Here is a 26,560-nt window from a genome sequence, read left to right as displayed (position 1 = left end):
CTTTTGAATTGAAGTTAATCTGAATAAAACAAATGAAGTGTAAACCTGTATTTATCTGATGAATAACGCTAATATTGGTTTAAACCGTTCCAAAATTTCGATTGATTAAGTAATGAAAACAACGCTGGAGCAATGGCAGTTATTGCAGGCCGTAGTCAGTTACGGCAGTTTTGCCCGTGCCGCTGAAGCTTTTAATCGCAGCCAGTCTTCGCTAAGTTATCAGCTGACGCTGATGCAGGAGCGTCTGGGGGTAACGCTATTAACTATTGTCGGCCGTCGTGCAGAACTGACGGCATCCGGACAGCAGTTGCTGGCACAGGCATTACCACTGTTGCAGGGGTTTGAAGCACTGGAAAATCGTTCCCGGGCTCTGAAACGCGGAGAGCGGGCAAGATTAGACTTGGTAGTAGACAGTATTTTTCCTAAAGATCGCCTGTTTTCAGCATTGCGTTGTTTTCAGCAGGCTTATCCGTCTACTCAGATACATCTCACAGAAGTATTGCGCAGTGAAAGTTGTGCTGTTTTACAACAGCGGCAGGCGGATGTTTATATTATCACCCCAAGTGCTGAGATGATGAGGCAGGGTAAGTTATTGCTGGAGGTGAATTTTGTAGCAGTTGTGCGGCATTCGCACCCTTTACTGGATTTACCGGCACCATTGAGTCAGGATGTTCTGATGCGTTATCCGCTGATTGAAATTGTTAGTCGTGAACAACAGCAACTGCCTTACAGGCAGATTACTGCATCTGAAAACTGGACATTCACCACGATTGAAACAGCTATTGAGGCAGTCAGTCAGGGAGTGGGTTATGGCTGGCTGCCGGAAGAACGGATTAAAAATCAACTGGCCTGCGGAGAATTAAAATTATTGCCATTGCGCCAGGGTATGTGCCGTGCAACACCGGTTTATTTATTTCTCAATCAGGAAGAAGAACAGCTGGATGATGAAACTGCATTGCTGGTAAAGTATATTCAGGATGCTGAATAAGTATACAGCTGCGTTGTAATGGTACCGGACATAATGCAGCCGAAGATTTATTCCAGATGCAACATCTGTTCTTCCTTCACTTCTTCCATAACAACATAACTGCGGCTTTCAGCCGCCGCGGGCAATTGCAACAGAATGTTACCCAGCATATTGCGGTAAGCGTGCATATTTGGCAGGCGAACTTTTATCAGGTAGTCGTATTCGCCGGAAATCAGATGACATTCTAGCACATGCGGAATAGTCAGAACTTCACGCCGGAAGTCTTCAAAAATATTGCCGGATTTAGAGCGCAGTTTGATTTCAACAAATACCAGCAGGCTCTGATTCAGGGCACGAGGATTGAGGCGGGCGTGATAGCCGGTAATAATATTTTCCCTCTCCAGCCGCCGTACCCGTTCGGTAACAGGTGTGGTGGAAAGACCAACCTTATCGGCCAACTCGGTCATGGTCATCCGGGCATTTTTCTGAAGCAGGGACAAGATTTTCATGTCCACTTTATCTATAGGGTGCATGGTTTTTGATAGTATGAATGTGAGTATTTATTAAAATACACCATTTTTTTGTTTAAATAAAGTGAAATTCACTATCAGGCTTTGTTTACACTAGGGAAAGTAACTGAATTAATATATTTGTGAAATTTGTGGTTAAACCAATAGGTTATTCCGGTTAATTACCAGAGAGAGGATATTATGAAAGTGCTGATTATGGGAGCCGGTATTGTGGGGGTAAGTACTGCATGGTATCTGGCTAAAGCAGGACATGAAGTCACTGTGCTGGAGCGCGCTGATCAGGCCGCAATGGAAACCAGTTTTGCCAATGCCGGTCAATTATCATATGGTTATACCACTCCGTGGGCAGCACCCAATATTCCGGCCAAAGCATGGAAATGGCTGTTTAAAGAACATTCCCCTTTGCTGTTTCGTCCTGATGGCAGTCTGTTTCAGCTGCAATGGCTCTGGCAGATGTACCGTAATTGTAATGCCCGAAGCTATGCTACTAATAAAGAACGCATGGTGCGGATTTCTGAGTACAGCCGTGCGATGTTACAGCAATTGCAGGCAGAAGAAAATATTCAGTTTGAAGGCCGCAGCAAAGGTACCTTACAGATTTTCCGTACAGAAAAAGAGGTTATCGATTCCCGTTCCGATGTGGCTGTTTTACAGGAATTCGGTGTGCCTTTACAGGAGCTCAGCAGTGTTGCCGAATGTGTCCATTATGAGCCCGCGCTGGCACATATGACCGGAAAGCTGGCCGGCGCCCTGTATTTACCACAGGACGGCACGGGTGACTGCCATTTATTTACTACTGAGCTGGCCAGAAAATGTGAAGATCTCGGTGTAAAATTCCTCTACAGACATGCTATTACTGAAATACAGCAGGATAAATGCAGTATTAAGGGTGTTATGGCCAATGGTCAGTACTTTACTGCCGACCATTATGTTTGTGCTCTAGGCTGTTTTAGTCGCAGTATGCTGGGCGGGCTGGGTATTAATTTGCCGGTATATCCGGTTAAAGGTTACTCACTCACTATTCCGATTACCGATGAAGCAAAAGCACCGGTTTCTACTGTGATTGATGAAACTTATAAAGTGGCAGTAACGCGTTTTGATAAACGTATTCGTGCCGGTGGTATGGCTGAGTTGTCTGGTTATCGTATTCATCTGAACCCCAAACGTAAAGCAACACTGGATTTGGTGGTGAATGATTTATTTCCGGATAGCTGCCGGACTTCGGAAGCTTTTTTCTGGAGCGGTCTGCGCCCGATGACACCGGACAGTACGCCGATCATTGGCGCCAGCCGTTTTGTGAATCTGTCTATCAATACCGGACACGGTACGCTGGGCTGGACAATGGGGCTGGGTTCGGGAAAAATTCTGGCTGATTTGATTAGTGGTGTTAAACCGGAAATTGAAACCAGTGATTTATCGCTGGCTCGTTATGTTTAAGCAAGTTCAGAACGGTTCGGGTAAATTTTGCTCTTATCGGCACTTATTTTGTCCCGTTTGTCAGGGCAGACAGAAACGGTAAAATTTTTTATCATAATATTAATATATTATTAATTTATCTGATACGGCTGGCAGTTATGGTGATATATGAAATTCAGATAGAGATAATGATAAAATTTTATTACTGAAAGCTGTTGCTGCATGGCGGCTTTGCTTAAATAATGAAATTTGATAATCAGGATAACAGGGGAGCAATGATGCGTCCGTTAGTTGCGCAGATTCGTTTGAATCACTTGCGTGATAATTTTCTGGCTTTAAAGCAGATGCATGGCGGCGGCAAAATGCTGGCCGTGGTTAAGGCCAATGCTTATGGACATGGCGCTGTACGCTGCGCGCAGGCACTGGCTGATATAGCTGATGGTTTTGCGGTAGCCTGTATCAGTGAGGCAGTGCAGTTGCGTGAAGCAGGTATACAATTACCGATCATCATGCTGGAAGGGGTTTTTGCTGCTGAAGAATATGCGCTGGCAGACCGTTACCAGTTGTGGCCTGTAGTAGGTAATTTATGGCAGCTGGAAAGCTTACTGGATTATGACTGGCAGAAACCGGTAACAGTATGGCTGAAAATGGATTCCGGTATGCACCGAACCGGCTTTTTCCCTCATGATTATGCACCTGCCTATCAGGCTCTGATTCAAAGCAGTAAGGTTGCTGATGTGGTGAAAATGACCCATTTTGCCTGTGCAGATGAGCCGATGAAAACCATGACGGCTGAACAGATTCGTACTTTTGAGCTGACCTGTGCCAATTTGCCCGGTGAGGTAAGTCTGGCTAATTCAGCTGGCATAATGGCTTATCCGCAAACACAGTGCGGCTGGGGACGGGCGGGGCTGGCACTTTATGGTATTTCGCCGATGGGTGGTGCTGATAGCCGTTTCAAGCCGGTAATGAGGCTGGTAAGTAAAGTATTCGGAGAACGGGTTTTGCAGATGGGAGAACCGATTGGTTATGGTGCCAGTTATGTCACTACCCGTTCAACCCGTGTCGGGCTGGTGGCCTGCGGCTATGCAGACGGCTATCCGCGCCGTGCGGCAACAGGCACACCGGTGGCAATTGACGGGGTACGCAGTTGTGTTCTCGGTCGGGTTTCCATGGATATGATGACAGTTCAACTGGATGACCACCGGCAGTCACTCGGCAGTGAAGTGGAATTATGGGGTGATGTTGTTAATGTAAATGAAGTAGCCGCCGCCGCCGGAACCATTTCCTATGAGCTGCTGTGTAATGTTAAACGTGCTGAAATGGTGTATGAATAAATGGTATGGATTGTCAATTATTGGGTAAATGTTTGGCAAGACAGAAAAATTGGTTTATAAAGATGTAATATGTTCTCAGGCAGCCTTTCAAGCTGCCTGAAGTTATTTTTTTTGAGTTTATGATAATGGAAATAGAAACACTGAAACTGGCCAAAGATTTGATAGCACAGCCATCTGTCACGCCGGATGATCATGGTTGTCAGCCGCTGCTGATGAGCCGTCTGACAGCACTGGGATTCAATATTGAAACCTTCAGATTCGGGGAAACGGATAATTTTTATGCCGTTTACGGCCGGCAGGGGCCGCTGGTTTGTTTCGCCGGACATACTGATGTAGTACCGACCGGCGATGAAAGTCGCTGGACTTCGCCTCCGTTTACACCTGCAGAGCGTGATGGATACCTGTATGGGCGTGGTGCTGCCGATATGAAAAGCAGTATTGCAGCTTTTGTGACCGCTTGCGAACGCTTGCTGGCTCAGCAACCTGAATTGCCGTTGCGTCTGGCTTTACTGATTACTTCTGATGAAGAGGGTGACGGACACGATGGTACCAAACGTGTGGTCGAAGTTTTAAAAGAGCGGGGAGAGCATATTGATTACTGCATTGTGGGTGAGCCTACGGCAGTTGATACACTGGGTGACATGATAAAAAACGGACGACGTGGTTCTTTATCGGGTACGCTGCAGGTGCACGGACGTCAGGGACACATCGCTTATCCTCATCTGGCTGCCAATCCGGTACATCTGGCTGCTGCGGCACTGGCTGAGCTAACTGCCACGCACTGGGATGACGGAAATGCTTATTTTCCGCCTACCGGATTTCAGATTTCCAATATTCACGCCGGTACAGGGGCTACTAATGTGATTCCCGGAGAGCTTACCGTACAGTTTAATTTCCGGTTCTCAACGGAATCGACAGCGGAAAGTCTGCGCCGGCAGGTACATGCCATTCTGGATAAACATAATTTAAACTATGATTTGCAGTGGGCTTTGTCCGGAGAACCGTTCCTGACCGCTGCAGGACGTCTGACTACGGTGGCACAGGCTGCCATTGAGCGTGTTTGTGGTGTGAATGCTCAATTATCTACCACGGGCGGTACGTCAGACGGTCGCTTTATTAAGGCTATCGCCAGCGAATTAATAGAACTGGGTCCGGTTAATGCCACGATTCATCAGATAGATGAGTGTGTGGATATTGCCGCAATAGCTCAGTTATCGGCTATTTATGAGAATATGCTGCAACAGCTGGCACAGGCTGATTTTACTCATGCTGCATAAGGAGAGACTAATGGGGATGCTGAAACAGAAACATTTTTTAAAACTGCTGGATTATACGCCGGCAGAAATTCAGACACTGCTTGATCTGGCCGCCAGCGTGAAAGCTGAAAAGAAAAATGCAGCGGAGCAGCCGCGTCTGACTGGTAAAAATATTGCTCTGATATTTGAAAAAACATCTACCCGTACCCGTTGTGCTTTTGAAGTGGCTGCGCATGATCAGGGTGCACATGTGACTTATCTGGACAGCAGTGGCAGCCAGATAGGGCATAAAGAAAGTATCCGTGATACTGCACGGGTTCTGGGGCGCATGTATGACGCGATTGAGTATCGTGGTTACGGACAGGAAATTGTTGAGCAGCTGGCTGAATATGCCGGTGTTCCGGTGATTAATGGTCTGACCAATGAATACCATCCGACGCAAATGCTTGCTGATTTGCTTACTATGAAGGAAAACAGCAAAAAGCCCTTGAATCAGATTGCCTATGCTTATGTGGGTGATGCCCGTTACAACATGGGTAATTCTTTGCTGGTTGCCGGTGCCAAAATGGGCATGGATGTACGTATTGGTGCACCGCGGGCTTTCTGGCCGAATGACGCTCTGGTAGAACAGTGCCGCTCAATTGCTAAGCAGACCGGTGCACGGATTACATTAACTGAAGATGCAGGCGCAGCTGTTGATCAGGCTGATTTTATTCATACCGATGTCTGGGTATCAATGGGAGAAGCGAAAGAAACCTGGAAAGAACGGATTGAGCAGCTCAGACCTTACCGCGTTGATGCACGTCTGATGGCTGCCAGCAATAATCCTGAAGTGAAATTCATGCATTGTCTGCCGGCAATTCATAACCGCGATACTCAGGTAGGACAGTGGCTTTTTGATGAGTTTTCTCTGGATGGCGCCGAAGTAAGTGAAGAAGTATTTGAAAGTATTGCTTCTATTGTTTTTGAACAGGCAGAAAACCGGATGCATACCATTAAAGCAGTATTGGTAGCATTATTAACTACCTGACCGGGGCAGGCCTGTAGTAAATGGAAAGAATGGTTATGAAAACATCCCCCAATCAGTTACCTATTAATCCGCATTATCTGGCATTATTGTTGTCAGTGATGGTGGCTATTATGCCGTTTTCCACAGATATTTATTTATCTTCTGTACCGGAAATGGCGACTTCTTTACACGCACCGATTGATCAGATTGAACGCAGTCTGGCCAGTTTCATGTTTGGTGTTGCGCTCGGACAATTGCTTGGGGGGGCAATATCCGATATTAAAGGGCGCAAAATCATTGCTATGATTGGTCTGAGTGTCTATCTGGTGTCAGCTATTGCCATTGTTTTTATTCACTCAGCCGGAGAGTTGCTGTTCTGGCGCTGGATTCAGGCACTGGGCGGCGGTATGGCCACTGTTACAGTTGGTGCAACTGTACGTGATTTTTTTCATGGCAATGAAGCCGCGAAAATGTTTGCCACCATTGGTATTATTACTCTGGCTGCACCACTGGCTGCGCCTATGCTGGGTACAGCACTGGCTGCTCTTGGCGGCTGGCGGGTTATCTTTATATTTCTGCTGCTATATGCTCTGGCCGTACTGATTTGTGTATGGCGGTTTATGCCACAGGTTAAAATGGATATTCAGCCATTGGATAGCAAAGTTTTTCGCAAGATAAAAGAAAATTTTTCAGTGGTTTTTCATGAACGCGAAGCGTTGGGATTTATGTTTTTTCAAACTGCTGCTTTTGCAGCCATGTTTGTATTTCTGACTGAATCTTCCTTTTTGTACATGAATATATATGGTCTTAGCCCGCATCAGTATTCATGGGCCTTTGGTGCCAATGTGATTACTATGATGCTGTTTAACCGGGTAACAGCCTATCGTCTGCGTACTACGCCGGCTCGCAACATTTTGCTTGGCGGTGTGCTGTTGCAGTTAAGCTGTAATTTATTATTAACCATTGTGGTATGGAGTATGGATCGTCCGCCTTTCTTCCTGTTACTGTTGCTGATTATGTTTTCAATTGGTTCACAGGGTTTGATTGGCTCCAATACTCAGGCGTGTTTCATGAGCTATTTTCGTAAAATTGGCGGCAGTGCCAATGCTGTACTGGGAACAATGCAGTTTCTGATTGCCGCTACTGTAGGCTGGCTGACTACATTGCTGCATAATGGTTCGACACATGTTATGCCGACAATGATGCTGATTTCCACCAGTTGTGGTGCCGTATTATTATGGGCTTTATCACATACCGCATGGCAAAAAAAACATAAATAATAACGGGCAGCCCGCAGTAGGCTGCCTTTTTCTTGTTTTTCCGAATAAACTATTAATAACACTACTAATTATGTCTGATAACGATAAACTCAAACCACACCGCGATGCTATAGACCGGATTGACAGTGAAATTCTGCGCTTATTAAACCAGCGAGCCACTCATGCCCAGGCCATTGGTACATTAAAGGGGGAAGGCATAGTGTACCGTCCTGAACGTGAAGCAGTCGTTTTACGCCGGATTCAGGAACAGAATCCGGGACCGCTGTCCGGTCAGGCAGTTGCCCGTTTACAGCGGGCGATTATGAGTGAATGTCTGGCACTGGAACGACCGTTAACTGTGGCTTATCTCGGACCTAAGGGTACATTTACCGAACAGGCTGCTATTAAACATTTCGGTCAGGCTGCACAGACACATCCGTGTACTTCAATTGATGAATGTTTCCGTCTGGTCGAAGCGCAGCAGGCCGATTATGTAGTGACACCTGTCGAAAACTCTACTGAGGGGTCGGTGGGGCGCAGTCTTGACCTGTTATTAACCACGCCTTTAAAAGCCTGTGGTGAAGTCAATCTGCGCATTCATCATCAGCTACTGCGTGCTGTAGCATCGCAACAGGATATCACTAAGGTTTATGCACATGCTCAGGCACTGTCTCAGTGCCGGAACTGGCTGGATAAAAACCTGCCGGAGCAGGTAGCCCGAATAGCTGTTGCCAGTAATGCAGAAGCAGCACGACTGGCTGCCGCAGACAGTAGTGCTGCAGCCATTGCCTCACTGATGGCTGCCGATTACTATCAGCTACAGATACTGGCTCAGAATATCGAAGACGAGCCAAATAATACTACCCGTTTTCTGGTATTAGGACGGAATATCACGACCAGCAGCGGTAAAGATAAAACATCACTGGTTGTGGCTGCGCCCAATAAAGCCGGTGCCATGCATGATTTACTTCAGCCTTTTGCAGATCATCAGGTATCTATGACAAAACTAGAAAGTCGCCCCAGCCGTGGTGGTTTGTGGGAATATGTGTTTTTTATCGATATTGAAGGTCATCAGCAGAATGAGGATGTGGCAGCTGCATTGGCTGTCTTGCAACAGCGTTCAGCTTTTCTGAAAATAATTGGTTCTTATCCGCAGGCTGTGATTTAAATGCAAAGTTAATATTTATCTGAAGCAGATACCATTGACTGCTGGCATGGAGATAAAACAAATATGAAAAATATTGTTGTATATTGTGGTTCTAATCTGGGGCAGAACAAAGCTTATTTCGACGCAGCTCAGCAGCTGGGACAGGAAATGGCTCAGCAGGGATACCGTCTGGTTTATGGTGGCGGCAATATTGGTCTGATGGGTACGATTGCTACTGCTGTACTGGAACATGGTGGTGAAGTTATTGGTGTTATTCCGAGTTTTCTGAAAAATCTGGAAGGTGCGCATCCGGGGTTAACCGAATTGTATGAAACCACCAATATGACCGAGCGCAAAAATAAAATGATTGAACTGGCTAACGGCTTTATTGCCATGCCCGGCGGACTGGGAACTTATGAAGAACTGTTTGAAGTTCTCTCACAAGCTCAGCTGAAACTGCATCCTCATCCGATAGGAATTCTGAATGTAGCCGGTTTCTTTGATCCCTTAATTCAAATGCTGCAAAATACAGTCACTGCCGGTTTTATGCCGCCGGAAAACATGGATTTACTTTGTCTGTCCGCCAAACCAGCGGAGCTGCTGGAACAAATGCGCCTCTGGCAGCCGCGTGATGCAGTTAAATGGGTTACTCCGCAATGGGCGCAGCAAACCAGAGAAACTTTATGCTGACCTTAGCTGTTCTTAATCACCTTATCCAGCAGAATGTGGAGCTTAAAGTGCTCTGGCAGCAATACCGGCAACGGGTTGTAGCGCTAGTGTTGCCTATGCTGACTCTTAAAGGGCGCATTGATGATCAAGGATTCTGGCAGGAAGATTCTGCCGAAGCTGAAACCACCATTATTATCGCTCCGACAGCTCTGACTAAAATGCTCAGTGGTGTACAGCCGGGAGTGGGTGACGTACAAATTACTGGTGACCGTACCCTGGGTATGGCGATTTTGCCGCTTATACAGGCATTGCAGTATGACTGGCGTGACGATCTGGCCAGACTGCTTGGTGATGCTGTGGGCGGAAAGGTGGCGCTGGAACTGGAGAGTCTCTATCAGCAAGGCTGCGCTATTGGTCAGAATATTGCAGCACAGGTTGCAGATTATGCACAGGAAAACGATGCAATTGTGGTCGGGCAGAATCAATTACAACGTTTTTCTGCTCAGGTCGAGACATTACGTGATGATACAGCCCGACTGGCCGCCCGAATTTCCCGCTTGCAGCAGAAAACTGACTAATATTCCGGCACGTGAGTGGTTTATGAGCCGTTACTGTAGCAGAGAAACGGCTCTGGTATAATTTCAACGATTTTTACTAGATTCTAACGATACATCAATCATGACAAAACAACGCAAAATACTGGTTACTTCAGCCTTGCCCTATGCAAACGGTAATATTCATCTGGGACATATGGTTGAACATATTCAGACTGATATCTGGGTGCGTTTCCAGAAAGCCCGCGGACATGAATGCTATTACGTCTGTGCAGATGATACGCATGGTACACCGGTCATGCTGGCGGCACAGAAACAGGGAATAACACCGGAAGAAATGATTACTCAGGTACGTCAGAATCATCTGGCCGATTTTACCGGTTTTGGTATCGGCTATGATAATTATTACAGTACGCACTCACCTGAAAATGAAGCTTTATCACGCAGCATTTATCTGGCTTTAAAAGCTAATGGAAAAATTGAAAGCCGTACTATTGAGCAATTATTTGATCCGGAAAAGAATCTGTTTCTACCCGATCGTTTTGTTAAAGGTGAATGTCCGAAATGTCATGCACAGGATCAGTATGGTGATAATTGTGAAGTTTGCGGCACTACTTATAGTCCTACCGAACTGATTAAACCGTATTCTGCTATTTCCGGCGCTACTCCTGTGCTGAAAGAATCTGAGCATTTCTTCTTTAAACTCGGAGAATGTGCGGATTATCTGAAACAGTGGACTGCCGGCAGTACCAAGCTGAAAAATGGTCGTGAGCAGCCGCATTTGCAGGCAGAAGCCCTGAATAAAATGAATGAATGGTTGCAGAATGATAGCCTGAGTGACTGGGATATCAGTCGTGATGCGCCTTATTTCGGCTTTGAGATTCCGGATGCTCCCGGTAAATATTTTTATGTGTGGCTGGATGCACCTATCGGCTACATGGCATCATTTAAAAACCTGTGTGAACGTCTGGGCATTGATTTTGATCAGTGGTTCTGTGCAGATACTGATACTGAAATGTATCATTTCATCGGTAAGGATATTTTATATTTTCATGCATTATTCTGGCCGGCTACTTTGCAATACGCCAATCTGCGGGCACCCACAGGCATATTCGCGCACGGTTTTCTCACGGTAGACGGACAGAAAATGTCCAAATCACGCGGTACTTTTATCACAGCCCGTTCCTATCTTGAGCAACGACTGAATCCCGAATGGCTGCGTTATTATTTCGCAGCCAAACTCAATAGCAGAATTGAAGATCTGGATTTAAATCTGAATGATTTTATCGCCCGGGTTAACAGTGATTTAGTTGGTAAATACATAAATATCGCTGCGCGTGCTGCCGGATTCATCAGCAAACGCTTTCAGGGAACACTGGCTGATGTTAGCAACAGCGAGCTGTTACCACAGCTACAGGCGCAAAGTGAAAATATTGCTGCCAGCTTTGAAGCACGTGAGTATGCGCGTGCCTTACGTGAAATCATGGCATTAGCTGATGTGGTCAATGAGTATGTCGATGCCAACAAACCATGGGAGCTGGCACGACAGGAAGGACAGGAGATACGTTTACAGCAAGTATGCAGTGAACTGATTAATGCTTTCCGTATTCTGACCGTATATATGTCACCAGTACTGCCGAAGCTTGCTGCAGAAGCAGCCGCTTTTCTGAATGTGGCGCCATTAAGCTGGGCTGATAGTACGACCTTATTACCTGCCGGTCATCATATCAATGCATATCAGCATCTGATGCACCGGGTGGAACAGAAACAGATTGATGACCTGATTGTCGCGAATCAGCAGAATATTCAGGCAGTTGAGGCTGCTGCTGAAACAAAATACGAGCCTGTGGCAGATACAGCTTCATTTGATGACTTTATGAAAATCGATATGCGTGTTGCCAAAGTGTTGACATGCGAAAAAGTCGAAGGCAGTAGCAAACTGCTTAAATTTCAGCTTGATCTTGGTTTTGAGCAGCGCACAATATTCTCTGGTATTGCCGCCAGCTATCCTGAACCGGAAAAACTGGCCGGAAGAATGGTCATTGTGGTAGCCAATTTTGCGCCGCGTAAAATGGCAAAATTTGGCATGTCTGAAGGAATGATTACTTCAGCTGCCGGTAATGGCAAACTATTTTTACTGGATGTGGATAGTGGGGCTGAACCGGGTATGAAAGTCGGCTGATTATCTTGCTGAAAAACCAGACCAGCTAATATTGCTGGTCTGGTTTTTTATTTATGAATCAAAAAAGTGATGAGATGGTTAATCTCATCACTTGGTATAAGGAAATCAGATTTCTGTAAGCAGAATTTGAAGCTGTATGAAGTGCTTATTTCAGTACTTCATGTAAACGTTCTTCATCAAGGCTTTTTTCCCAGCGCGCAACCACAATAGTGGCACAGGCATTACCTACCAGATTAGTCAGAGCACGACACTCAGACATGAATCGGTCAATACCCAGAATCAGCGCCATTCCTTCCACCGGTACAGAAGGTACTACCGATAAGGTCGCAGCCAGGGTGATAAATCCTGCTCCTGTTACACCTGCGGCGCCTTTTGAACTTAACATGGCAACCAGTAACAGCAGTATTTGCTGTTCCAGTGTCAGGTCAATATTACATGCTTGTGCAATAAATAATGCCGCCATGGTCATGTAAATATTGGTACCGTCCAGATTAAACGAATAACCGGTTGGTACTACCAGTCCGACAATTGATTTCTTGCAGCCGGCTTTTTCCATTTTCTGCATCAGTGTGGGCAGGGCGGCTTCAGATGAACTAGTACCCAGTACCAGTAACAGCTCTTCCTTAATGTATTTGACCAGCTTGATAATCGAAAAACCGTTATAACGGGCTACAGCACCCAGAACAATCAGAATAAACAGAACGGAAGAAATATAAAAAGTCAGAATCAGATAGAGCAGATTACCAATAGAACTAATACCATATTTACCTATGGTAAAAGCCATGGCGCCAAATGCACCTATCGGGGCTGCACGCATCAGAATAGATACCATTTTGAAAACGGGCGCCGATAAATCCTGAAAAATATTAATCAGCGGGCGGGCTTTTTCACCAATCAATGCCAGTGAGATACCGAACAGAATAGCAATAAACAGAGTTTGCAGAATATTGCCATTAGTTAGCGGGCTCATGGCTGTAGTTGGAATAATATCCATCAGAAAGCCGGTCAGGCTGGATTCATGGGACTTCTGCACATATTCGTGTACCTTGGCACTTTGCAGTGAGCTCGGGTCAATATTCAGACCATGTCCCGGCTGGGCAATATTGGCCACGACCAGCCCGATAGCCAGTGCCAGAGTAGAGAAAGTAAGAAAGTAAACCATAGCCTTGCCGGCGACCCGCCCCATGGTTTTCATATTGGTCATCTCGGCGATGCCGGTTACCACTGTAAGAAAAATAACTGGGGAGATGATCATTTTCACTAATTTGATGAAAGCGTCGCCTAAAGGTTTCATGCTTTCGCCAACAGTAGGGAAAAAGTTGCCAAGTAAGATGCCAATAATAATGGCAATAATTACCTGTACATATAGGATCTGATACCAGCGCTGTTTTTTCGGTGGCGGATTCATTTCCTCAATTTCAAGTGGTAACATGTTTACCTTTCAATGGGTTGTGTTTAAAGGCTACAGTTTTTTAACGTTATTATGTAGTAGGATGTAACATAATTGGCTGATTATAAAGCCTACATAACTTAACAGAAAAGCATTATTAATTACTAAATAAGAACCATGAGACAAAAGGATGTATGATAAGAAAATTTTTTATAGAAAAATAGATGGTTGTATTAGGAATTGACGATAATTTTCTATCGTGTTTTTAGAAGTAAAAAATAATTTATATTATTTAATTTAAAATAATTTCATTCAAAATAAATTTATTTTAGTTATAAAAAAACCGTCTGCTTGAAATAAGCAGACGGTTTTTAAAATATGGTCGGAGTGAAAGGATTCGAACCTTCGACCCCCTCGTCCCGAACGAGGTGCGCTACCGGGCTGCGCTACACTCCGAAAGAAGTTGTGCATTATAGGCAGCGGCGAGGACATTGACAAGAGTGAAGCGCAAATTAATTTCAAAAAATATCAGTTACAATTATCCGGCATAAACAACGAACAGACATGGTCTTTTTTTCAGCGGTGGCAATGCCGGCATTTTTCGCCATGCTGCAATATTCTGACTAATAATAGTTTGGGTCGGCATAGTTAAATCTGCGGCAATACACAAACGGGTTTCAGAATGTAAAGTCGCTATGGCATCAGCCAGTAAAGCATCATTACGGTAAGGCGTTTCAATAAAAAGCTGAGTTTCATTTTCCTGTCGTGAGCGCTTTTCCAGAGTATGCAAACATTCAATACGTGCGTTTTTTTCAGCAGGCAGATAACCCTTGAAAGCAAAACACTGTCCGTTGGCGCCAGAAGCCATCAGAGCCAGCATGATACTGGACGGTCCCACGAGCGGCATTACAGTAAACCCGGCCTGATGTGCCAGTGCCACCAGCTGGGCTCCCGGGTCTGCAACAGCCGGACAGCCGGCTTCGCTGAGTAATCCCATACTGCGACCGGCCTGCAAAGGTTGTAATAACTTAGCAATATCCCGCTCAGGAGTATGTTCATTCAAAGTGCACAGATTCAGCTCACGAATCGGTGTTTGCACACCGAAGGCTTTTAAATGAGCCCGTGCTGTTTTTTCTGCTTCAACAACGAAGTCAGTCAGGTTAACAATGCATTTTTGTTCATGCGCAAGCAGACACGGTGTATCTGCATTTCCCAGCGGTGTCGGGATAAGATAGAGTACAGGACTGCTCATAAAATATTCATTCCTTCTGCCAGCAGAAAATCCACCAGACGAAAAACCGGTAAACCAATCAGTGCATTCGGATCGGTGCTTTCGATGCGTTTAATTAGTAAAGCGCCTAATCCTTCACTTTTTGCCGCGCCGGCACAATGTACAGCATCCGGTTCACGACTCAGATAATGCTTAATCTGCGCCTCAGTCAGTGAACGCATCATGACGCGTGTTTCATCAATATGCTGATGCAGGCGGTTTTCAGCAGCGTTCAGTACCGCAAGTGCACTGTAAAATATCACTTGCTGACCACTCAAATAGTGTAACATCTGTTGTGCTTTTGTTACGGTTAGTGGTTTGCCCAGTTGCTGCCCGCGACATAGCGCAACCTGATCGCAACCAATAATCAGAGCATCCGGATAAAGACTGGCTAGAGAGTATGCTTTGCCGCTGGCCAGACGCAACGCTGTTTGTGGTGCGGTTTCAGCAGAAAGTGGCGTTTCATCAAAATCAGGTTTAACCGCGTCAAAAGGAATGTTTAACTGCTGAAGTTGTTGCTGGCGAAAACGGGAGCTGGAAGCCAGAATCAACTTTTTCTCTCTTGGCATAAGTGCGAACTCATTGACATTATAAAGTTTAAATTATATCATCCGCCGTTTATGTTAGACCCTATTTTGATTGATACGGCCACGTTCACACGTGAACAGCAGCAACGCAGCGGTCAATTGCAGCTTCAGGCACTTGACCGGCGGGTTTGGTCGCATGAACTTTTAGCGCAACGCGAAGGCATTATCCAGTATCAGGTTTGTGGTGGTATTGACCGCTGGCAGCGTCCTTTTCTCGACATCAGTGTGGAAGGTCAGCTGGAACTGGTGTGTCAGCGCTGTTTACAGGCTGTTTCCTGGGCGCTGAATGACCAGTCGCATGTGGTGCTGTTTACCAGCGAACAGTTGCTGGACGAGGCCATGGCCGCTGATGAAACACTTGAAGGCGCGGTATGGAGTGCAGAATATAATCTTGCTGCACTGCTGGAAGACCAGATTTTAATGGCTATTCCGGTTGCACCGCGACATGAAGACTGTGATCACACTCTGGCAACCCAAACCAATCAAGACTCAGGTAATCCTTTTGCCAGACTGGCAGGACTGAAAAGCGGCCACTAACGAATTAACTTACATTACCCAGGAGCTTTAACATGGCAGTTCAACAAAACAAAAAATCACCTTCAAAACGTGGTATGCACCGTTCACACGATGGTCTGACCGCTGTACAGGTTTCTACTGATACCACTACCGGTGAAGTACATTTGCGTCACCACATCTCTCCAAACGGTATGTACCGCGGACGTAAAGTAGTCAAAGCCAAAGGTGAATAATTCACACCTTTGATTATTCAATACGTATGAAAGCCAGACATTGCATCTGCAATCACTGGCTTTTTTGTATCCAATATCAGCAGGGTAATTATCCTGCTAAAATAAACTGCTTCCACTTTCCCGGCAGCCTCAATGGCCTGCTTTACACTGACTCGGGTTTCCCATGAAAAAAATCTGGTATAACTACGAAGACATACATCGTGCCATTAAACAGCTGGCAGAAAAAATTCAGAAATCAGAGCATTCATTTGATGCAATGATCGCTATCGGTGGTGGTGGATTTATTCCGGCACGTATATTGCGTAGTTTTTTGAATATTCCTGTATATACTGTTACTTTGTCTTATTATGACGTTAACGACTGCCCGACTGACCAGCCGCAGAAAATACAGTGGACCAATGGTTTTGACGAAAAATTAAAAAACAAAAAACTACTGATTGTTGATGAAGTGGATGACAGCCGGGCTACGCTCGAATACTGTATTCGCGAATTACAGCATGAAGGATTCCAGCATCTTGGGGTAGCAGTACTGCATGAAAAGCGCAAACCCAAAAAAGGGGTATTGCCGGCAGATTTACCTTTTTATAGTGCAATACAGGTTGATGACTGGTGGATTAACTATCCTTGGGATGCGCTTGATATTGATGAGCACTATGAGCATGTTGCAGCCCAAGCTACATCAGAGGCATGATCTATGACCCTGAAAACTATTGCTGTAGATGCCATGGGCGGCGATTTCGGTCTGGATATAACCATTCCGGGGGCGCTGACATTTTTACAGCAGCAAACTGACGCAGCACTGATTCTGGTTGGTGATGAATCCAAAATCAGAAATGCATTAAATAAAGCTAATGCTTCCATGGAACGGATTACCATTTGCCCGGCCAGTGAAGTGGTAGGCATGGATGAAGAACCGACTTCTGCGCTCAAGAATAAAAAAGATTCTTCGATGCGTGTGGCCATCAACCAGATTAAAGAAGGCCAGGCACAGGCAGCTGTATCAGCCGGCAATACCGGAGCACTGATGGCAACTGCCCGCTTTGTATTGAAAACCATTGACGGTGTTGATCGTCCTGCAATTGCTAAATTCCTGCCCGGCCGCAATAATCATATGACACTAGTGCTGGATCTGGGTGCCAACGTCGATTGCAGCAGCACCCAGCTTTTGCAGTTTGCTATTGTTGGTAGCCAGCAGGTGGCGGCACTGTTTCCTGAAAATACGCAGCCAAGAGTAGGTTTACTCAATGTCGGTACTGAAGACATCAAGGGTAACGCAGCTGCTAAAGAAACTCATCAGCTTTTACGACGCAGTGATCTGAATTTTGTCGGCAATGTTGAAGGTAATTCTATTTTTACAGCTGAAGTTGATGTGCTGGTAGTTGATGGTTTTACCGGTAATGCAATGCTCAAAAGTATTGAAGGAGCGGTGAAATTTGCCGGTTCAGTTGTTAAAGAAGAGTTTACCCGCAGCTGGTTTAATAAACTGGCCGCATTAATTGCATTACCAACATTAAAGGGGTTTAAGCGGCGTCTTGATCCGCGGCGTTTTAATGGTGCTATTTTTCTGGGATTACGTGGTGTCGTAATTAAAAGCCATGGCGGTACGGATGCTACAGGTTTCTGTTTTGCCCTGCAGGAAGCTTATAAAGCCATTAAGGCAGATTCAATCACTAAAATCCAGGCCGGTGTTGCACGTCAGCTGGCTGTTATGGAAGAATAAATCACCTTGTTGCAAAGGCAGACAAGTCAAATGACTTTGTTTAAAATATGCCCTTTGCCGTAAATTAAAGACAATGCCATGCTGAATGCCCATATTCTGGGTACAGGCAGTTACCTGCCTGCACGCCGCCTGACTAATGATGACCTGAGCAAATTTGTTGATACCTCGGATGAGTGGATTGCAACGCGTACCGGTATCAAAGCGCGTCATATTGCTGCAGAAAATGAACAGACCAGTGATATGGCTGTTTCTGCAGCACAGATTGCGCTGGCCGATGCAGGCATTGATGCCAATGAAATTGATCTCATTATTGTGGCTACCTCAACTGCGGATATGACATTTCCTGCTACTGCCTGCATTGTGCAGAATAAGCTGGGTATTTCCGGTTGTCCGGCATTTGATGTTCAGGCAGTCTGTGCCGGTTTTATGTATGCAATGGCTACTGCCAATGCTTATATTAAAAGTGGCATGGCCAGTAAGGCACTGGTTATCGGCGCGGAAACGTTCAGTCGTCTGCTTGACTGGAATGACCGGCGTACCTGTGTGTTGTTTGGTGATGGTGCTGGTGCAGTTATTCTTGGTGCTTCCGAACAGGAAGGCGGTATCATCCATACCAAATTACAGGCTGATGGTAATTACAGTCATATTCTGCAAACACCGGGAAAAATTGCAGCAGGCAAAATTGAAGGTTCACCCTATCTGTATATGGACGGGCAGGCTGTCTATAAATTTGCAGTAAAAGCGCTGGCCAATATTGCAAAAGAAGTCATTGATCAATCCGGTTTACAGCCGTCTGATATAGACTGGATTATTCCGCATCAGGCCAATCTGCGCATTATCGAATCTACTGCACGTCATCTTGGTGTATCAATGAATAAAGTTATTGTTACCCTTGCTGAGCAGGGCAATACTTCTGCTGCCTCTATTCCGCTGGCACTGGATGAAGGAATTAAATCCGGTCGGATTAAGCGCGGCCAGACCTTGTTGCTTGAAGGTATCGGAGGTGGCTTTGCCTGGGGTGCGGTTACCTTAAAATATTAATATTGTTCCTATCAGGATCGGATTATGCTATCTCAATCTGCGTTAGCCAATATGTATCCGGTTGTTATGTCGCCCAGTCATGACGGGCGGTATTTTGGTAATTATGTACAGTCATTGCTGGCTTTGGTTGCTGCGCATACCAGTGCAGGTTTTCCGATACAGGTATTTATGCATCAGGGTGAAAGTCTGATTACCCGTGCACGGAATAACTGTGTCGCAGAATTTCTGTCACATCCGGAATGGACGCACTTATGCTGGATTGATACTGATATCGGTTTTTCACCGGAAGCTTTTCAGCGTCTGCTGCTGGCAGATCGCGATATTGTTGCAGGTGTTTATCCGCTCAAGCGTGAGTCATGGCCGGAAGAAGGTATTCCTGCGCATATGACCCGGCAGCAGTTTAATGCCGCTTATACTCGCTATACCATCAATATCAGTAAGGCAGATATTAATCATGAGGTGCATGTACAGGTAGATGATGAAGGCTTTATTGAGCTGCCAGAGGCACCGACCGGATTTATGGTTATCAAGCGGGAAGTATTTATCCGGCTGATGGAAGCTTATCCTGAGTTGCAATATCAGCCTGATTCTATCGGTGTTGCTGATAGGGGATATCACTATCGTTTTTACGATTGTCTTGTTGATCCGGTGACGAAGCGTTATTTATCTGAAGATTTTAGTTTTTGCCGCTTGTGGAATCAGTTAGGCGGTAAGATTTATGTTGATGCACGCTCTAACCTGACCCATATGGGTAACAAAATCTATCAGGGGCCTTTTGCCCAGTCACTGGAAGCTAATCTTGCTTACGCAATAGGTGCCCCGGCAGGTGCCAAAATGTTTCTGCACCACGAACAGCCATTACAGACCAATCAGCCTCCGGCACAATAAATGTCCGGACATTAGTTTTATTCAATTCAAGGAAGATCATGAGTATTGCTTTTTTCTTTCCCGGACAGGGGTCACAAAGTCTCAATATGATGTCCGGCTTTAATGATATGCCAGTTGTTAAAGAAACATTTGAACAGGCATCAGAAGCACTTAATCAGGATTTATGGACATTGATGAACGGGGAAGACAGCACAGCCCTGAACGAAACCGTTAATACTCAGCCCCTGATGCTGACTGCCGGCATTGCCACATGGCGTGTATATCAGCAATTGCATGGTCAGTTACCTGTGATGCTGGCCGGGCACAGTTTAGGAGAATACACTGCGCTGGTCGCTGCCGGCAGCCTAGCATTTCATGATGCTGTGAAACTGGTTCGTCTGCGTGCACAATTAATGCAGGAAGCTGTACCAGCCGGAGAGGGTGCCATGGCTGCAATACTGGGACTGGATGATGATATCGTGCGTCAGGTATGTTTACAGGCACAAAATGAATTATCCGGTACAGTGGCCGAAGCCGTAAATTATAACTCACCCGGTCAGGTAGTGATTGCCGGAACTGCTGTTGCCATTAATCGTGCCTGTGAGCTTGCTAAAGCTGCCGGTGCCAAGCGTGCACTGCCGTTACCTGTATCCGTGCCTTCACACTGCTGTCTGATGAAACCAGCTGCAACCAAACTGGCTGCGGCCATGGAGCAGATTAATATTTCAAAACCACAAATTCCGGTATTGCATAATGTTGATGTTGCGGTGCATTCAGAACCGGAAACAATTAAACAGGTTCTGGTACAGCAGTTATATTCACCTGTGCGCTGGACTGAAACAGTAAGCAAACTGGTGGCTGACGGAATAACAGAATTTGCTGAATGCGGTCCGGGTAAAGTGCTGGCCGGACTGGCTAAACGGATTGATAAGAGCGCCAGTTGCGTTGCATTAACCAGTGTGCAAAGTATAGAAAGTTTTATTGCTGCACATGTTGAGAGCTAAAGGAATAAGTTATGAATCAGGATTTAACAGGTAAAATTGCGCTGGTAACTGGTGCTACCCGTGGAATTGGTGCCGCTATTGCCCGTTTTCTGGCAGAAAAAGGTGCTAAAGTAATTGGTACAGCCACTTCTGCTGCAGGTGTGACTAGTATCAATGAAGCACTGGCTGATTTTGGCGGAGAAGGGCGGGAATTACGTATCGCTGAAGAAAACAGTATTGAAAATCTGATTGCCGACATTGAAAGTAATATCGGTAATATTGCCATACTGGTTAATAATGCCGGTATTACCCGTGATAATTTGCTGATGCGCATGAAAGAATCAGAATGGGATGAAATCATGCAAATTAATCTGAAATCTGCTTTCCGTGCCAGCAAAGCAGTCACCCGCAGTATGATGAAAGCACGCTGGGGCAGAATTATCAATATAACCTCTGTAGTCGGTTTTATCGGTAATGCTGGCCAGGCTAATTATGCTGCAGCCAAGGCCGGATTAGTCGGATTCAGTAAATCAATGGCGCGTGAAGTGGGCTCGCGCGGGATTACCGTAAATTGTGTAGCTCCTGGTTTTATCGAAACCGATATGACAAAAGTTTTACCGCAAGAGCAGCGTGATTTTTTTGCTGGGCAAACGGCATTGAATCATTTTGGAACTGTAGAAGATGTGGCCGCCGCAGTTTTGTTTCTGGCCAGTGAAGAAGCTCGTTACATTACCGGACAAACGCTGCATGTGAACGGCGGAATGCTGATGCCCTAATATTAGTTAAAGTATTTACAAAGCCATTTTTATCATCTGATAAAAATGGCTTTGTTTTGTATCAGGGATAAATACTATTAAATTGAAAAATCTTCTTCGTAAGAAGAATACAGGGCAGATTCAATCCGCGACCGTGTTAACCCAGGAGCGAATAAGGCCAGAAACTCATAGCCAAAACCACGCAGATAAACATCTTGTCTGAGTATTATCTGGATAAAGGAAGGTTCAAACAGATGTTCTGCACTAATCTGCTGTAAACCTTCATCTTGTTTACTGTCAAAAGCCATGGTGGCCAGCAATCCGATACCCAGCCCCTGAGCAACATAAGTTTTAATGACATCCGTATCGGCTGAAGCCAGTTTAACTCTGGGTAACTGATAGCCTTCCTGAGTAAAAGCACGGGCGATTTTAGATTGTTCAGCGAAAGCAATATCATAAGTGATGAGCGGATAAGCTGTTATGTCTTCGAGCCGTAATGGCCGTTTTAAATCAAGCAGAGGATGATTATTAGGAACTACGATACTGCGATTCCAGGCTTTACAGCTCAATTTGCGTAATTCAGGATGCTCACTTTCCATTTCCATACCAATGGCAAAATCTACTTCTCCCTCCAGCACCATATGACTAATGGCTTTAGGGCTAGCTGTATGGATGCTCAGCTGTACCTGCGGATAACATTCAACAAACGCTGAGATAATTTTTGGCAGAGCATATCGGGCCAATGTATGTGTGGTGGCAATGGTCAGGGATCCAATATTCTGGTCGGCAAATTCTGTACCAATACTTTTAATATTCTGTACTTCACGTAAAATCCGCTCGGCAGTTTCCAGAACAATTTTGCCCGGAGCTGTCACTGCAACCATGCGTTTTCCATGACGAACAAATAATCGTACGCCTAGTTCTTCTTCCAGCATGCGTATTTGCTTGGAAATACCAGGCTGAGAAGTAAACAGTACTTCCGCTGCTTCTGAAACATTCAGATTCTGACGATAAACTTCAACTGCATAACGTAACTGTTGCAGCTTCATAGTATTTCAGCCCCTTTTAGGTTTGGAGTTTTTAACTGTCGCTCAAATACAACAAAAAAGCTTCTTTATCTGCATCATAACTCAATTTACCCATTCTGACATGGAACACTTTCACTCTAAGCTTAACATTTTTACACGTTAATCCACCTGTAGCAGACCCTTAGGATAATAAAAGCTTGCTTGTTGTTTTCATGCAACTTAATTAGGGTAAACGCGTGAATTTAGTTGTAAATAAGTGACACAAAGCTATTTTTTAGGCATCATGCACAGATAGGAAGCGGGTCGTCTAGCAGCTTCGCCTTGGTAGTTTGCATATTGACAGTTTATGCTGCGGTTTTTTATAGTATAGACTTGATTTACCAAGCTACCCGCCCGGTTTGAGCGGCCTGTAAATGGTATTTGTGTATTGATCAGACGAATTTCAGGCTGAATCAACACATAACAAATTTTTTGATGAGGGAATAACATGACCAAACAGCTAAAATTGAGCGCATTGATCGTTGCTATGGCTGCTTCAACTGCCGCTTTTGCCAATGGTGTTGTACCGGGTGCCGACTGGACCGGTGAACCTGCTGGTGCTTACAATGGCTATACTACCAGTTCTGCTCCTGAAAAAGGAACTGGCGAAATTATCGTCACCCGCGAAAATGGTGCCGATGGTACACCTGAATGTGTGAAAAACCGTTTCAACAACGATCAAGAACCAACTCTGGGTAACAATTGTGGTCACCCAATTGCACAGGCTGCTCCAGAAGCACCTAAATTTGTTGATGAAACAGTATCTTTGTCTGCTAACTTCCTGTTTGGCTTTGATAAATTTACCCTGCGTCCTGAAGCGATCGATACTCTGGATCAGTTGGCTACCCGTCTGGCAGACAGCAGCGTACAGGTTGTACGTGTTGAAGGTCATACCGACTTTAAAGGTTCAGATGCTTATAATCAGACTTTGTCTGATCGTCGTGCTAATACTGTTGCTCAGTATCTGGTTTCTAAAGGTGTTCCTGCTGGGAAAATTTCAGCAGTCGGCTTGGGTAAATCTGAAGCCCGCATGACTGAAACTTGTCAGCGTGAAGTTGCTAAATTAGGCAAGAAAGTTTCAGCTGCTAAGAAACGTACTGCTTTAATCGAATGTATTGCACCTGATCGCCGTGTAGATGTGAAAATCCGCACTCAGGTAGCTAAAAAAGTTAGATAATTTTTCTAATTTTATATTGATGAAAAACCCTGCTTAAAGCAGGGTTTTTTTATGCCAATAAAAATTTTAAGGAAATCAGAATACCTGTAATATCCTTTGTATAGAAAATTGATAGTTATATTTGACAATAATAGGTTGGATGATCTGGTATCAATTTAAAATCATCAGAATTATATTACTTTAAAATATTTTCAGATAAGTGAATAATTATTAATAAAGTGTTAATATGCATGTTGGTAAAAATAAAATATGATTGATATGAATTATTTGTTCATTATTTCTATTAGTAACGGTTTTTCGAATATGCAAATAGTATATAAATAAAAATGGCATATTCATATATAACTAAGTAAACATTAAATCTATTTAATGATAAGTATTCAGTAAAATATAAAATCATTTCATCTATGAAATTTTTTAAATTCCTGTTTTTAATTTTATGCTGTAATTTACTTTTTGCCTGTACCGCACAGTTTCAGCGAGTCCCTAATGTTTCGGGTGAAAAAAAACATGTATCAGTAAAATTTCAGCGACAAAATACTGCGCCACAGACAGGAGTAGTATTGGTTCAGCCGATGGATTTACAAAGCGGTGATATTTTATTTTCTGCCGACTCCAGTCTCAATTCCCTTGTTTTGCGCTTGTTTGGTAATACTTCGGTTAGCCATGCATTTCTGTATTTAGGAGATGGAGAAATAGCAGAAGCCGTGGGTGGTGGTGTGCATATTATGTCTCTGGCTGAAAGCGTTGATGAAAGTCCGTTACTGGCCGTTTATCGCCATCCGCAGCTAAATGATTTACAGGCTGAAAAAATCCGTGAATTTGCCAGAGCAGAGGCTGGCGGGAAATATAATTATATGGGGATTATCAAGCAGACACCTTATACAGTTACCCGTAAAGTGTGTGAATTGCCAGTTATTCCGCGAGCTTTTCGCCATTTGTGCCTGAATACCATGGCTGTAGTACAGGTAACGCCTTTTTCTTCAGACCGTTACTTTTGTTCGCAACTGGTTGTCGCTGCCTATAATTATGCAGGATTGCCTTTAACCAAAACGCCGGCTGAATGGGTTGCTCCCGGGGATTTATTGCATATGCGTGCCGGTGATATCCCTTCAGTTGTACCAGTATATCCATTACAGTATATTGGTCATTTACGTTGTAAAACCTCTTTATGGCAGCGCAATTGTTCCCTGGCAGATATCTGATATTGATAAACTTCAGATATCTGCCTAATGTATCAAACAGCAGGATATGATTAAATTATTGATTAAATAAATTAGGTAAATTAAAACATGTTTGAATTAATTTATTAATAATAAATATGTATTTTTTGCTTTAAATAGATTAAATTTATTATAAAAATTAATAGTATTCGTTTTGAAATGAGTTATATCTGAATCCTGAGTAATTGTGTTGAGAGAATCAAATACAGAATTGAAAAGGAATAATTTCAGCCAAATCTCCGGGCGCATATAAAAAGTGTAGTACACGTCTGCCATTAGTCTGAATAGCTTTTGACGAAGAATGCACAATAAGTGGTCGCATGATAACAGCTCCTCCTTTAGACAGGGTGCATTCTTGCTCGCCTTTTTGGTCTCGAAGCTGTGGTAGCGTTGATTCATTGATTCTTCCATACTGATGAGTACCGGCAACTACTTTAAGCGGACCATGCTCGTGCTGGCAATCATCTATGTGTAGCCTCACAGCTACCAGTTGCTGCATATATTGTGCCGGCGGTTGTACAAATAACATATTTTGTTTATGTGACCAGCCGGTAAACTGAGTATCAGAAAACTGATGTCTGACTGCTATGCTTAAATCCTGATGTAAAGGTACCAGCCAGTTTTTATCGGCTGATTTTTTGAATAATGTGCATTGGATTGCCACCGGGTTTATTGGGAGCAAGGAAGTAAGCTGAGTATTATTTTTCAAATTGTTAGCAAGTATCTGACACCATGGTTGTGTCAGAAGCTCACGACTGCCGGCAGTAGTTAAATTAATCTGTTCTAATTGTTGTTCTATATCTGTTAGTTGCTGAGGAGTAATTAAATCATTAATAACAGCATAACCATTCTGTTCAAAACAATCATATATCTTCATTATATTTTCCGTTTGTATCTGTTTATCTGAATTAATATTAATATCTTCTAATTTTATTAGGATTAGGTAGATCCTATTTATAGGATAATATATTGATATTTTCCATTATTTATTTAAAATGATTTATTTGTAATATTTATCTATACTATAGTTTTTCAAGGTAAGCAGAATATATACTCCTTACATTAGTCAATTTTTTCTTAATAAAATTAAATTGATTAATTTCTGTATCTCATAAAATAGCCCTAGACACTATATCAAGTTTTTATGCTGTCATGTCAAAGATTGGTAGTGCTAAGCCTGTCAAAATATGTGTTTATGTCTTCATATGGCTACAAAACTTGAATTTATCTGTATTTTTTGCTCGTTTGTGAATTGAATTCAGTTAAGTATATGATTTATAGATGTTATAAACTATCATTCATCATTAAGATATTGTATAAATGAAAATTTATTTATAACCTGATGTATATCATAAAAATTATGATAAAAGAAAAATATGACCAATTTTTAACTTATACTCAGGAA

General features: G+C 44.1%; 26 protein-coding genes and 1 tRNA gene. 20 read left to right on the top strand and 7 right to left on the bottom strand.

Annotated features, from left to right (window positions below):
- Positions 1 to 112: 112 nt before the first annotated feature.
- Positions 113 to 988 (top strand): LysR family transcriptional regulator, encoded by an 876-nt coding sequence (locus tag GYX91_RS08720; protein ID WP_174830620.1) that lies wholly within the window; start codon positions 113 to 115, stop codon positions 986 to 988.
- A 47-nt stretch (positions 989 to 1,035) separates the two neighbouring features.
- Here GYX91_RS08720 and GYX91_RS08715 read toward each other — a convergent pair whose 3' ends face one another.
- A complete protein-coding gene (locus tag GYX91_RS08715) occupies positions 1,036 to 1,500 on the bottom strand; it encodes an Lrp/AsnC ligand binding domain-containing protein (RefSeq protein ID WP_025331357.1) in 465 nt (154 codons plus the stop codon).
- A gap of 177 nt (positions 1,501 to 1,677) precedes the next feature.
- On the opposite strand from GYX91_RS08715, the gene GYX91_RS08710 reads away from it, so the two are divergent.
- The 9 genes from GYX91_RS08710 to metG all read left to right on the top strand — a co-directional run bounded on the left by GYX91_RS08710 (position 1,678) and on the right by metG (position 12,326).
- The gene (locus tag GYX91_RS08710; RefSeq protein WP_174830619.1) at positions 1,678 to 2,934 is read left to right on the top strand and encodes a D-amino acid dehydrogenase; all 1,257 of its coding nucleotides are present in this window, start codon (positions 1,678 to 1,680) and stop codon (positions 2,932 to 2,934) included.
- A 257-nt stretch (positions 2,935 to 3,191) separates the two neighbouring features.
- A complete protein-coding gene (alr, locus tag GYX91_RS08705) occupies positions 3,192 to 4,250 on the top strand; it encodes an alanine racemase (RefSeq protein ID WP_025331355.1) in 1,059 nt (352 codons plus the stop codon).
- Positions 4,251 to 4,369: 119 nt separating this feature from the next.
- Positions 4,370 to 5,527, top strand: coding sequence for a succinyl-diaminopimelate desuccinylase (dapE, locus tag GYX91_RS08700; protein ID WP_172349918.1), 1,158 nt, complete (start codon positions 4,370 to 4,372; stop codon positions 5,525 to 5,527).
- A gap of 10 nt (positions 5,528 to 5,537) precedes the next feature.
- Positions 5,538 to 6,536 carry an ornithine carbamoyltransferase gene (gene argF, locus GYX91_RS08695; protein ID WP_370520384.1) on the top strand — a complete coding sequence of 333 codons (999 nt, stop codon included), beginning with the start codon at positions 5,538 to 5,540 and terminating at the stop codon, positions 6,534 to 6,536.
- 35 nt (positions 6,537 to 6,571) lie between these two features.
- Positions 6,572 to 7,795, top strand: a complete 1,224-nt coding sequence (locus tag GYX91_RS08690) for a multidrug effflux MFS transporter (RefSeq protein WP_084565316.1) — start codon at positions 6,572 to 6,574, stop codon at positions 7,793 to 7,795.
- 70 nt (positions 7,796 to 7,865) lie between these two features.
- Entirely contained in the window at positions 7,866 to 8,942 is a 1,077-nt protein-coding gene (gene pheA / locus GYX91_RS08685; RefSeq protein WP_037393084.1) for a prephenate dehydratase, read from the top strand.
- A 63-nt stretch (positions 8,943 to 9,005) separates the two neighbouring features.
- Positions 9,006 to 9,611 (top strand): TIGR00730 family Rossman fold protein, encoded by a 606-nt coding sequence (locus tag GYX91_RS08680; RefSeq protein WP_174830618.1) that lies wholly within the window; start codon positions 9,006 to 9,008, stop codon positions 9,609 to 9,611.
- Entirely contained in the window at positions 9,605 to 10,168 is a 564-nt protein-coding gene (locus tag GYX91_RS08675) for an SCP2 domain-containing protein (RefSeq protein WP_174830617.1), read from the top strand. The genes GYX91_RS08680 and GYX91_RS08675 overlap by 7 nt, the downstream gene beginning before the upstream one ends.
- A gap of 100 nt (positions 10,169 to 10,268) precedes the next feature.
- Complete coding sequence (gene metG / locus GYX91_RS08670; RefSeq protein WP_174830616.1) at positions 10,269 to 12,326, top strand: methionine--tRNA ligase; 2,058 nt, start codon at positions 10,269 to 10,271, stop codon at positions 12,324 to 12,326.
- A gap of 145 nt (positions 12,327 to 12,471) precedes the next feature.
- Here the strand turns inward: metG and GYX91_RS08665 are convergent, their stop codons facing one another.
- The 4 genes from GYX91_RS08665 to GYX91_RS08650 form a co-directional block, all read right to left on the bottom strand.
- On the bottom strand, positions 12,472 to 13,758 hold the full coding sequence (locus GYX91_RS08665; protein WP_078475366.1) for a dicarboxylate/amino acid:cation symporter: 1,287 nt from the start codon (positions 13,756 to 13,758) through the stop codon (positions 12,472 to 12,474).
- A gap of 337 nt (positions 13,759 to 14,095) precedes the next feature.
- A tRNA-Pro gene (locus tag GYX91_RS08660) sits at positions 14,096 to 14,172 on the bottom strand.
- A gap of 82 nt (positions 14,173 to 14,254) precedes the next feature.
- Entirely contained in the window at positions 14,255 to 14,968 is a 714-nt protein-coding gene (locus GYX91_RS08655; RefSeq protein WP_078475365.1) for an SAM-dependent methyltransferase, read from the bottom strand.
- On the bottom strand, positions 14,965 to 15,555 hold the full coding sequence (locus GYX91_RS08650) for a nucleoside triphosphate pyrophosphatase (protein WP_174830615.1): 591 nt from the start codon (positions 15,553 to 15,555) through the stop codon (positions 14,965 to 14,967). The genes GYX91_RS08655 and GYX91_RS08650 overlap by 4 nt, the downstream gene beginning before the upstream one ends.
- Positions 15,556 to 15,606: 51 nt before the next feature.
- Between GYX91_RS08650 and GYX91_RS08645 the strand changes: the two genes are divergently transcribed.
- From GYX91_RS08645 to fabG, 8 genes are all read left to right on the top strand, one after another.
- Positions 15,607 to 16,110, top strand: a complete 504-nt coding sequence (locus GYX91_RS08645; protein WP_025331344.1) for a DUF177 domain-containing protein — start codon at positions 15,607 to 15,609, stop codon at positions 16,108 to 16,110.
- A gap of 32 nt (positions 16,111 to 16,142) precedes the next feature.
- The gene (gene rpmF, locus GYX91_RS08640; protein ID WP_025331343.1) at positions 16,143 to 16,322 is read left to right on the top strand and encodes a 50S ribosomal protein L32; all 180 of its coding nucleotides are present in this window, start codon (positions 16,143 to 16,145) and stop codon (positions 16,320 to 16,322) included.
- Positions 16,323 to 16,485: 163 nt separating this feature from the next.
- The gene (locus GYX91_RS08635) at positions 16,486 to 17,013 is read left to right on the top strand and encodes a phosphoribosyltransferase (protein ID WP_025331342.1); all 528 of its coding nucleotides are present in this window, start codon (positions 16,486 to 16,488) and stop codon (positions 17,011 to 17,013) included.
- A gap of 9 nt (positions 17,014 to 17,022) precedes the next feature.
- Positions 17,023 to 18,042, top strand: coding sequence for a phosphate acyltransferase PlsX (gene plsX / locus GYX91_RS08630; protein WP_084565347.1), 1,020 nt, complete (start codon positions 17,023 to 17,025; stop codon positions 18,040 to 18,042).
- A gap of 78 nt (positions 18,043 to 18,120) precedes the next feature.
- Positions 18,121 to 19,083, top strand: coding sequence for a beta-ketoacyl-ACP synthase III (locus GYX91_RS08625; RefSeq protein WP_174830614.1), 963 nt, complete (start codon positions 18,121 to 18,123; stop codon positions 19,081 to 19,083).
- A 24-nt stretch (positions 19,084 to 19,107) separates the two neighbouring features.
- Entirely contained in the window at positions 19,108 to 19,971 is an 864-nt protein-coding gene (locus GYX91_RS08620; RefSeq protein ID WP_174830613.1) for a hypothetical protein, read from the top strand.
- Between the two features lie 38 nt (positions 19,972 to 20,009).
- A complete protein-coding gene (fabD, locus tag GYX91_RS08615; protein ID WP_084586616.1) occupies positions 20,010 to 20,954 on the top strand; it encodes an ACP S-malonyltransferase in 945 nt (314 codons plus the stop codon).
- A gap of 11 nt (positions 20,955 to 20,965) precedes the next feature.
- Positions 20,966 to 21,709 carry a 3-oxoacyl-ACP reductase FabG gene (fabG, locus tag GYX91_RS08610; RefSeq protein WP_041879020.1) on the top strand — a complete coding sequence of 248 codons (744 nt, stop codon included), beginning with the start codon at positions 20,966 to 20,968 and terminating at the stop codon, positions 21,707 to 21,709.
- A gap of 77 nt (positions 21,710 to 21,786) precedes the next feature.
- Here fabG and GYX91_RS08605 read toward each other — a convergent pair whose 3' ends face one another.
- Positions 21,787 to 22,737, bottom strand: coding sequence for a CysB family HTH-type transcriptional regulator (locus tag GYX91_RS08605; RefSeq protein ID WP_174830612.1), 951 nt, complete (start codon positions 22,735 to 22,737; stop codon positions 21,787 to 21,789).
- 466 nt (positions 22,738 to 23,203) lie between these two features.
- On the opposite strand from GYX91_RS08605, the gene GYX91_RS08600 reads away from it, so the two are divergent.
- Both GYX91_RS08600 and GYX91_RS08595 read left to right on the top strand, forming a co-directional pair.
- Positions 23,204 to 23,932, top strand: a complete 729-nt coding sequence (locus GYX91_RS08600) for an OmpA family protein (RefSeq protein ID WP_025331335.1) — start codon at positions 23,204 to 23,206, stop codon at positions 23,930 to 23,932.
- 407 nt (positions 23,933 to 24,339) lie between these two features.
- Positions 24,340 to 25,137: a hypothetical protein gene (locus tag GYX91_RS08595; RefSeq protein WP_174830611.1), complete on the top strand. Its 798-nt coding sequence runs from the start codon at positions 24,340 to 24,342 to the stop codon at positions 25,135 to 25,137.
- Between the two features lie 217 nt (positions 25,138 to 25,354).
- On the opposite strand, the gene GYX91_RS08590 is transcribed toward GYX91_RS08595, so the two are convergent.
- Positions 25,355 to 26,032 (bottom strand): phytanoyl-CoA dioxygenase family protein, encoded by a 678-nt coding sequence (locus GYX91_RS08590; protein WP_110414563.1) that lies wholly within the window; start codon positions 26,030 to 26,032, stop codon positions 25,355 to 25,357.
- Positions 26,033 to 26,560: the final 528 nt, after the last annotated feature.

Source organism: Snodgrassella sp. ESL0304 (assembly GCF_013344995.1).
GTDB classification, from domain to species: domain Bacteria; phylum Pseudomonadota; class Gammaproteobacteria; order Burkholderiales; family Neisseriaceae; genus Snodgrassella; species Snodgrassella alvi.
This window is presented reverse-complemented; position numbering and strand designations above follow the sequence as displayed.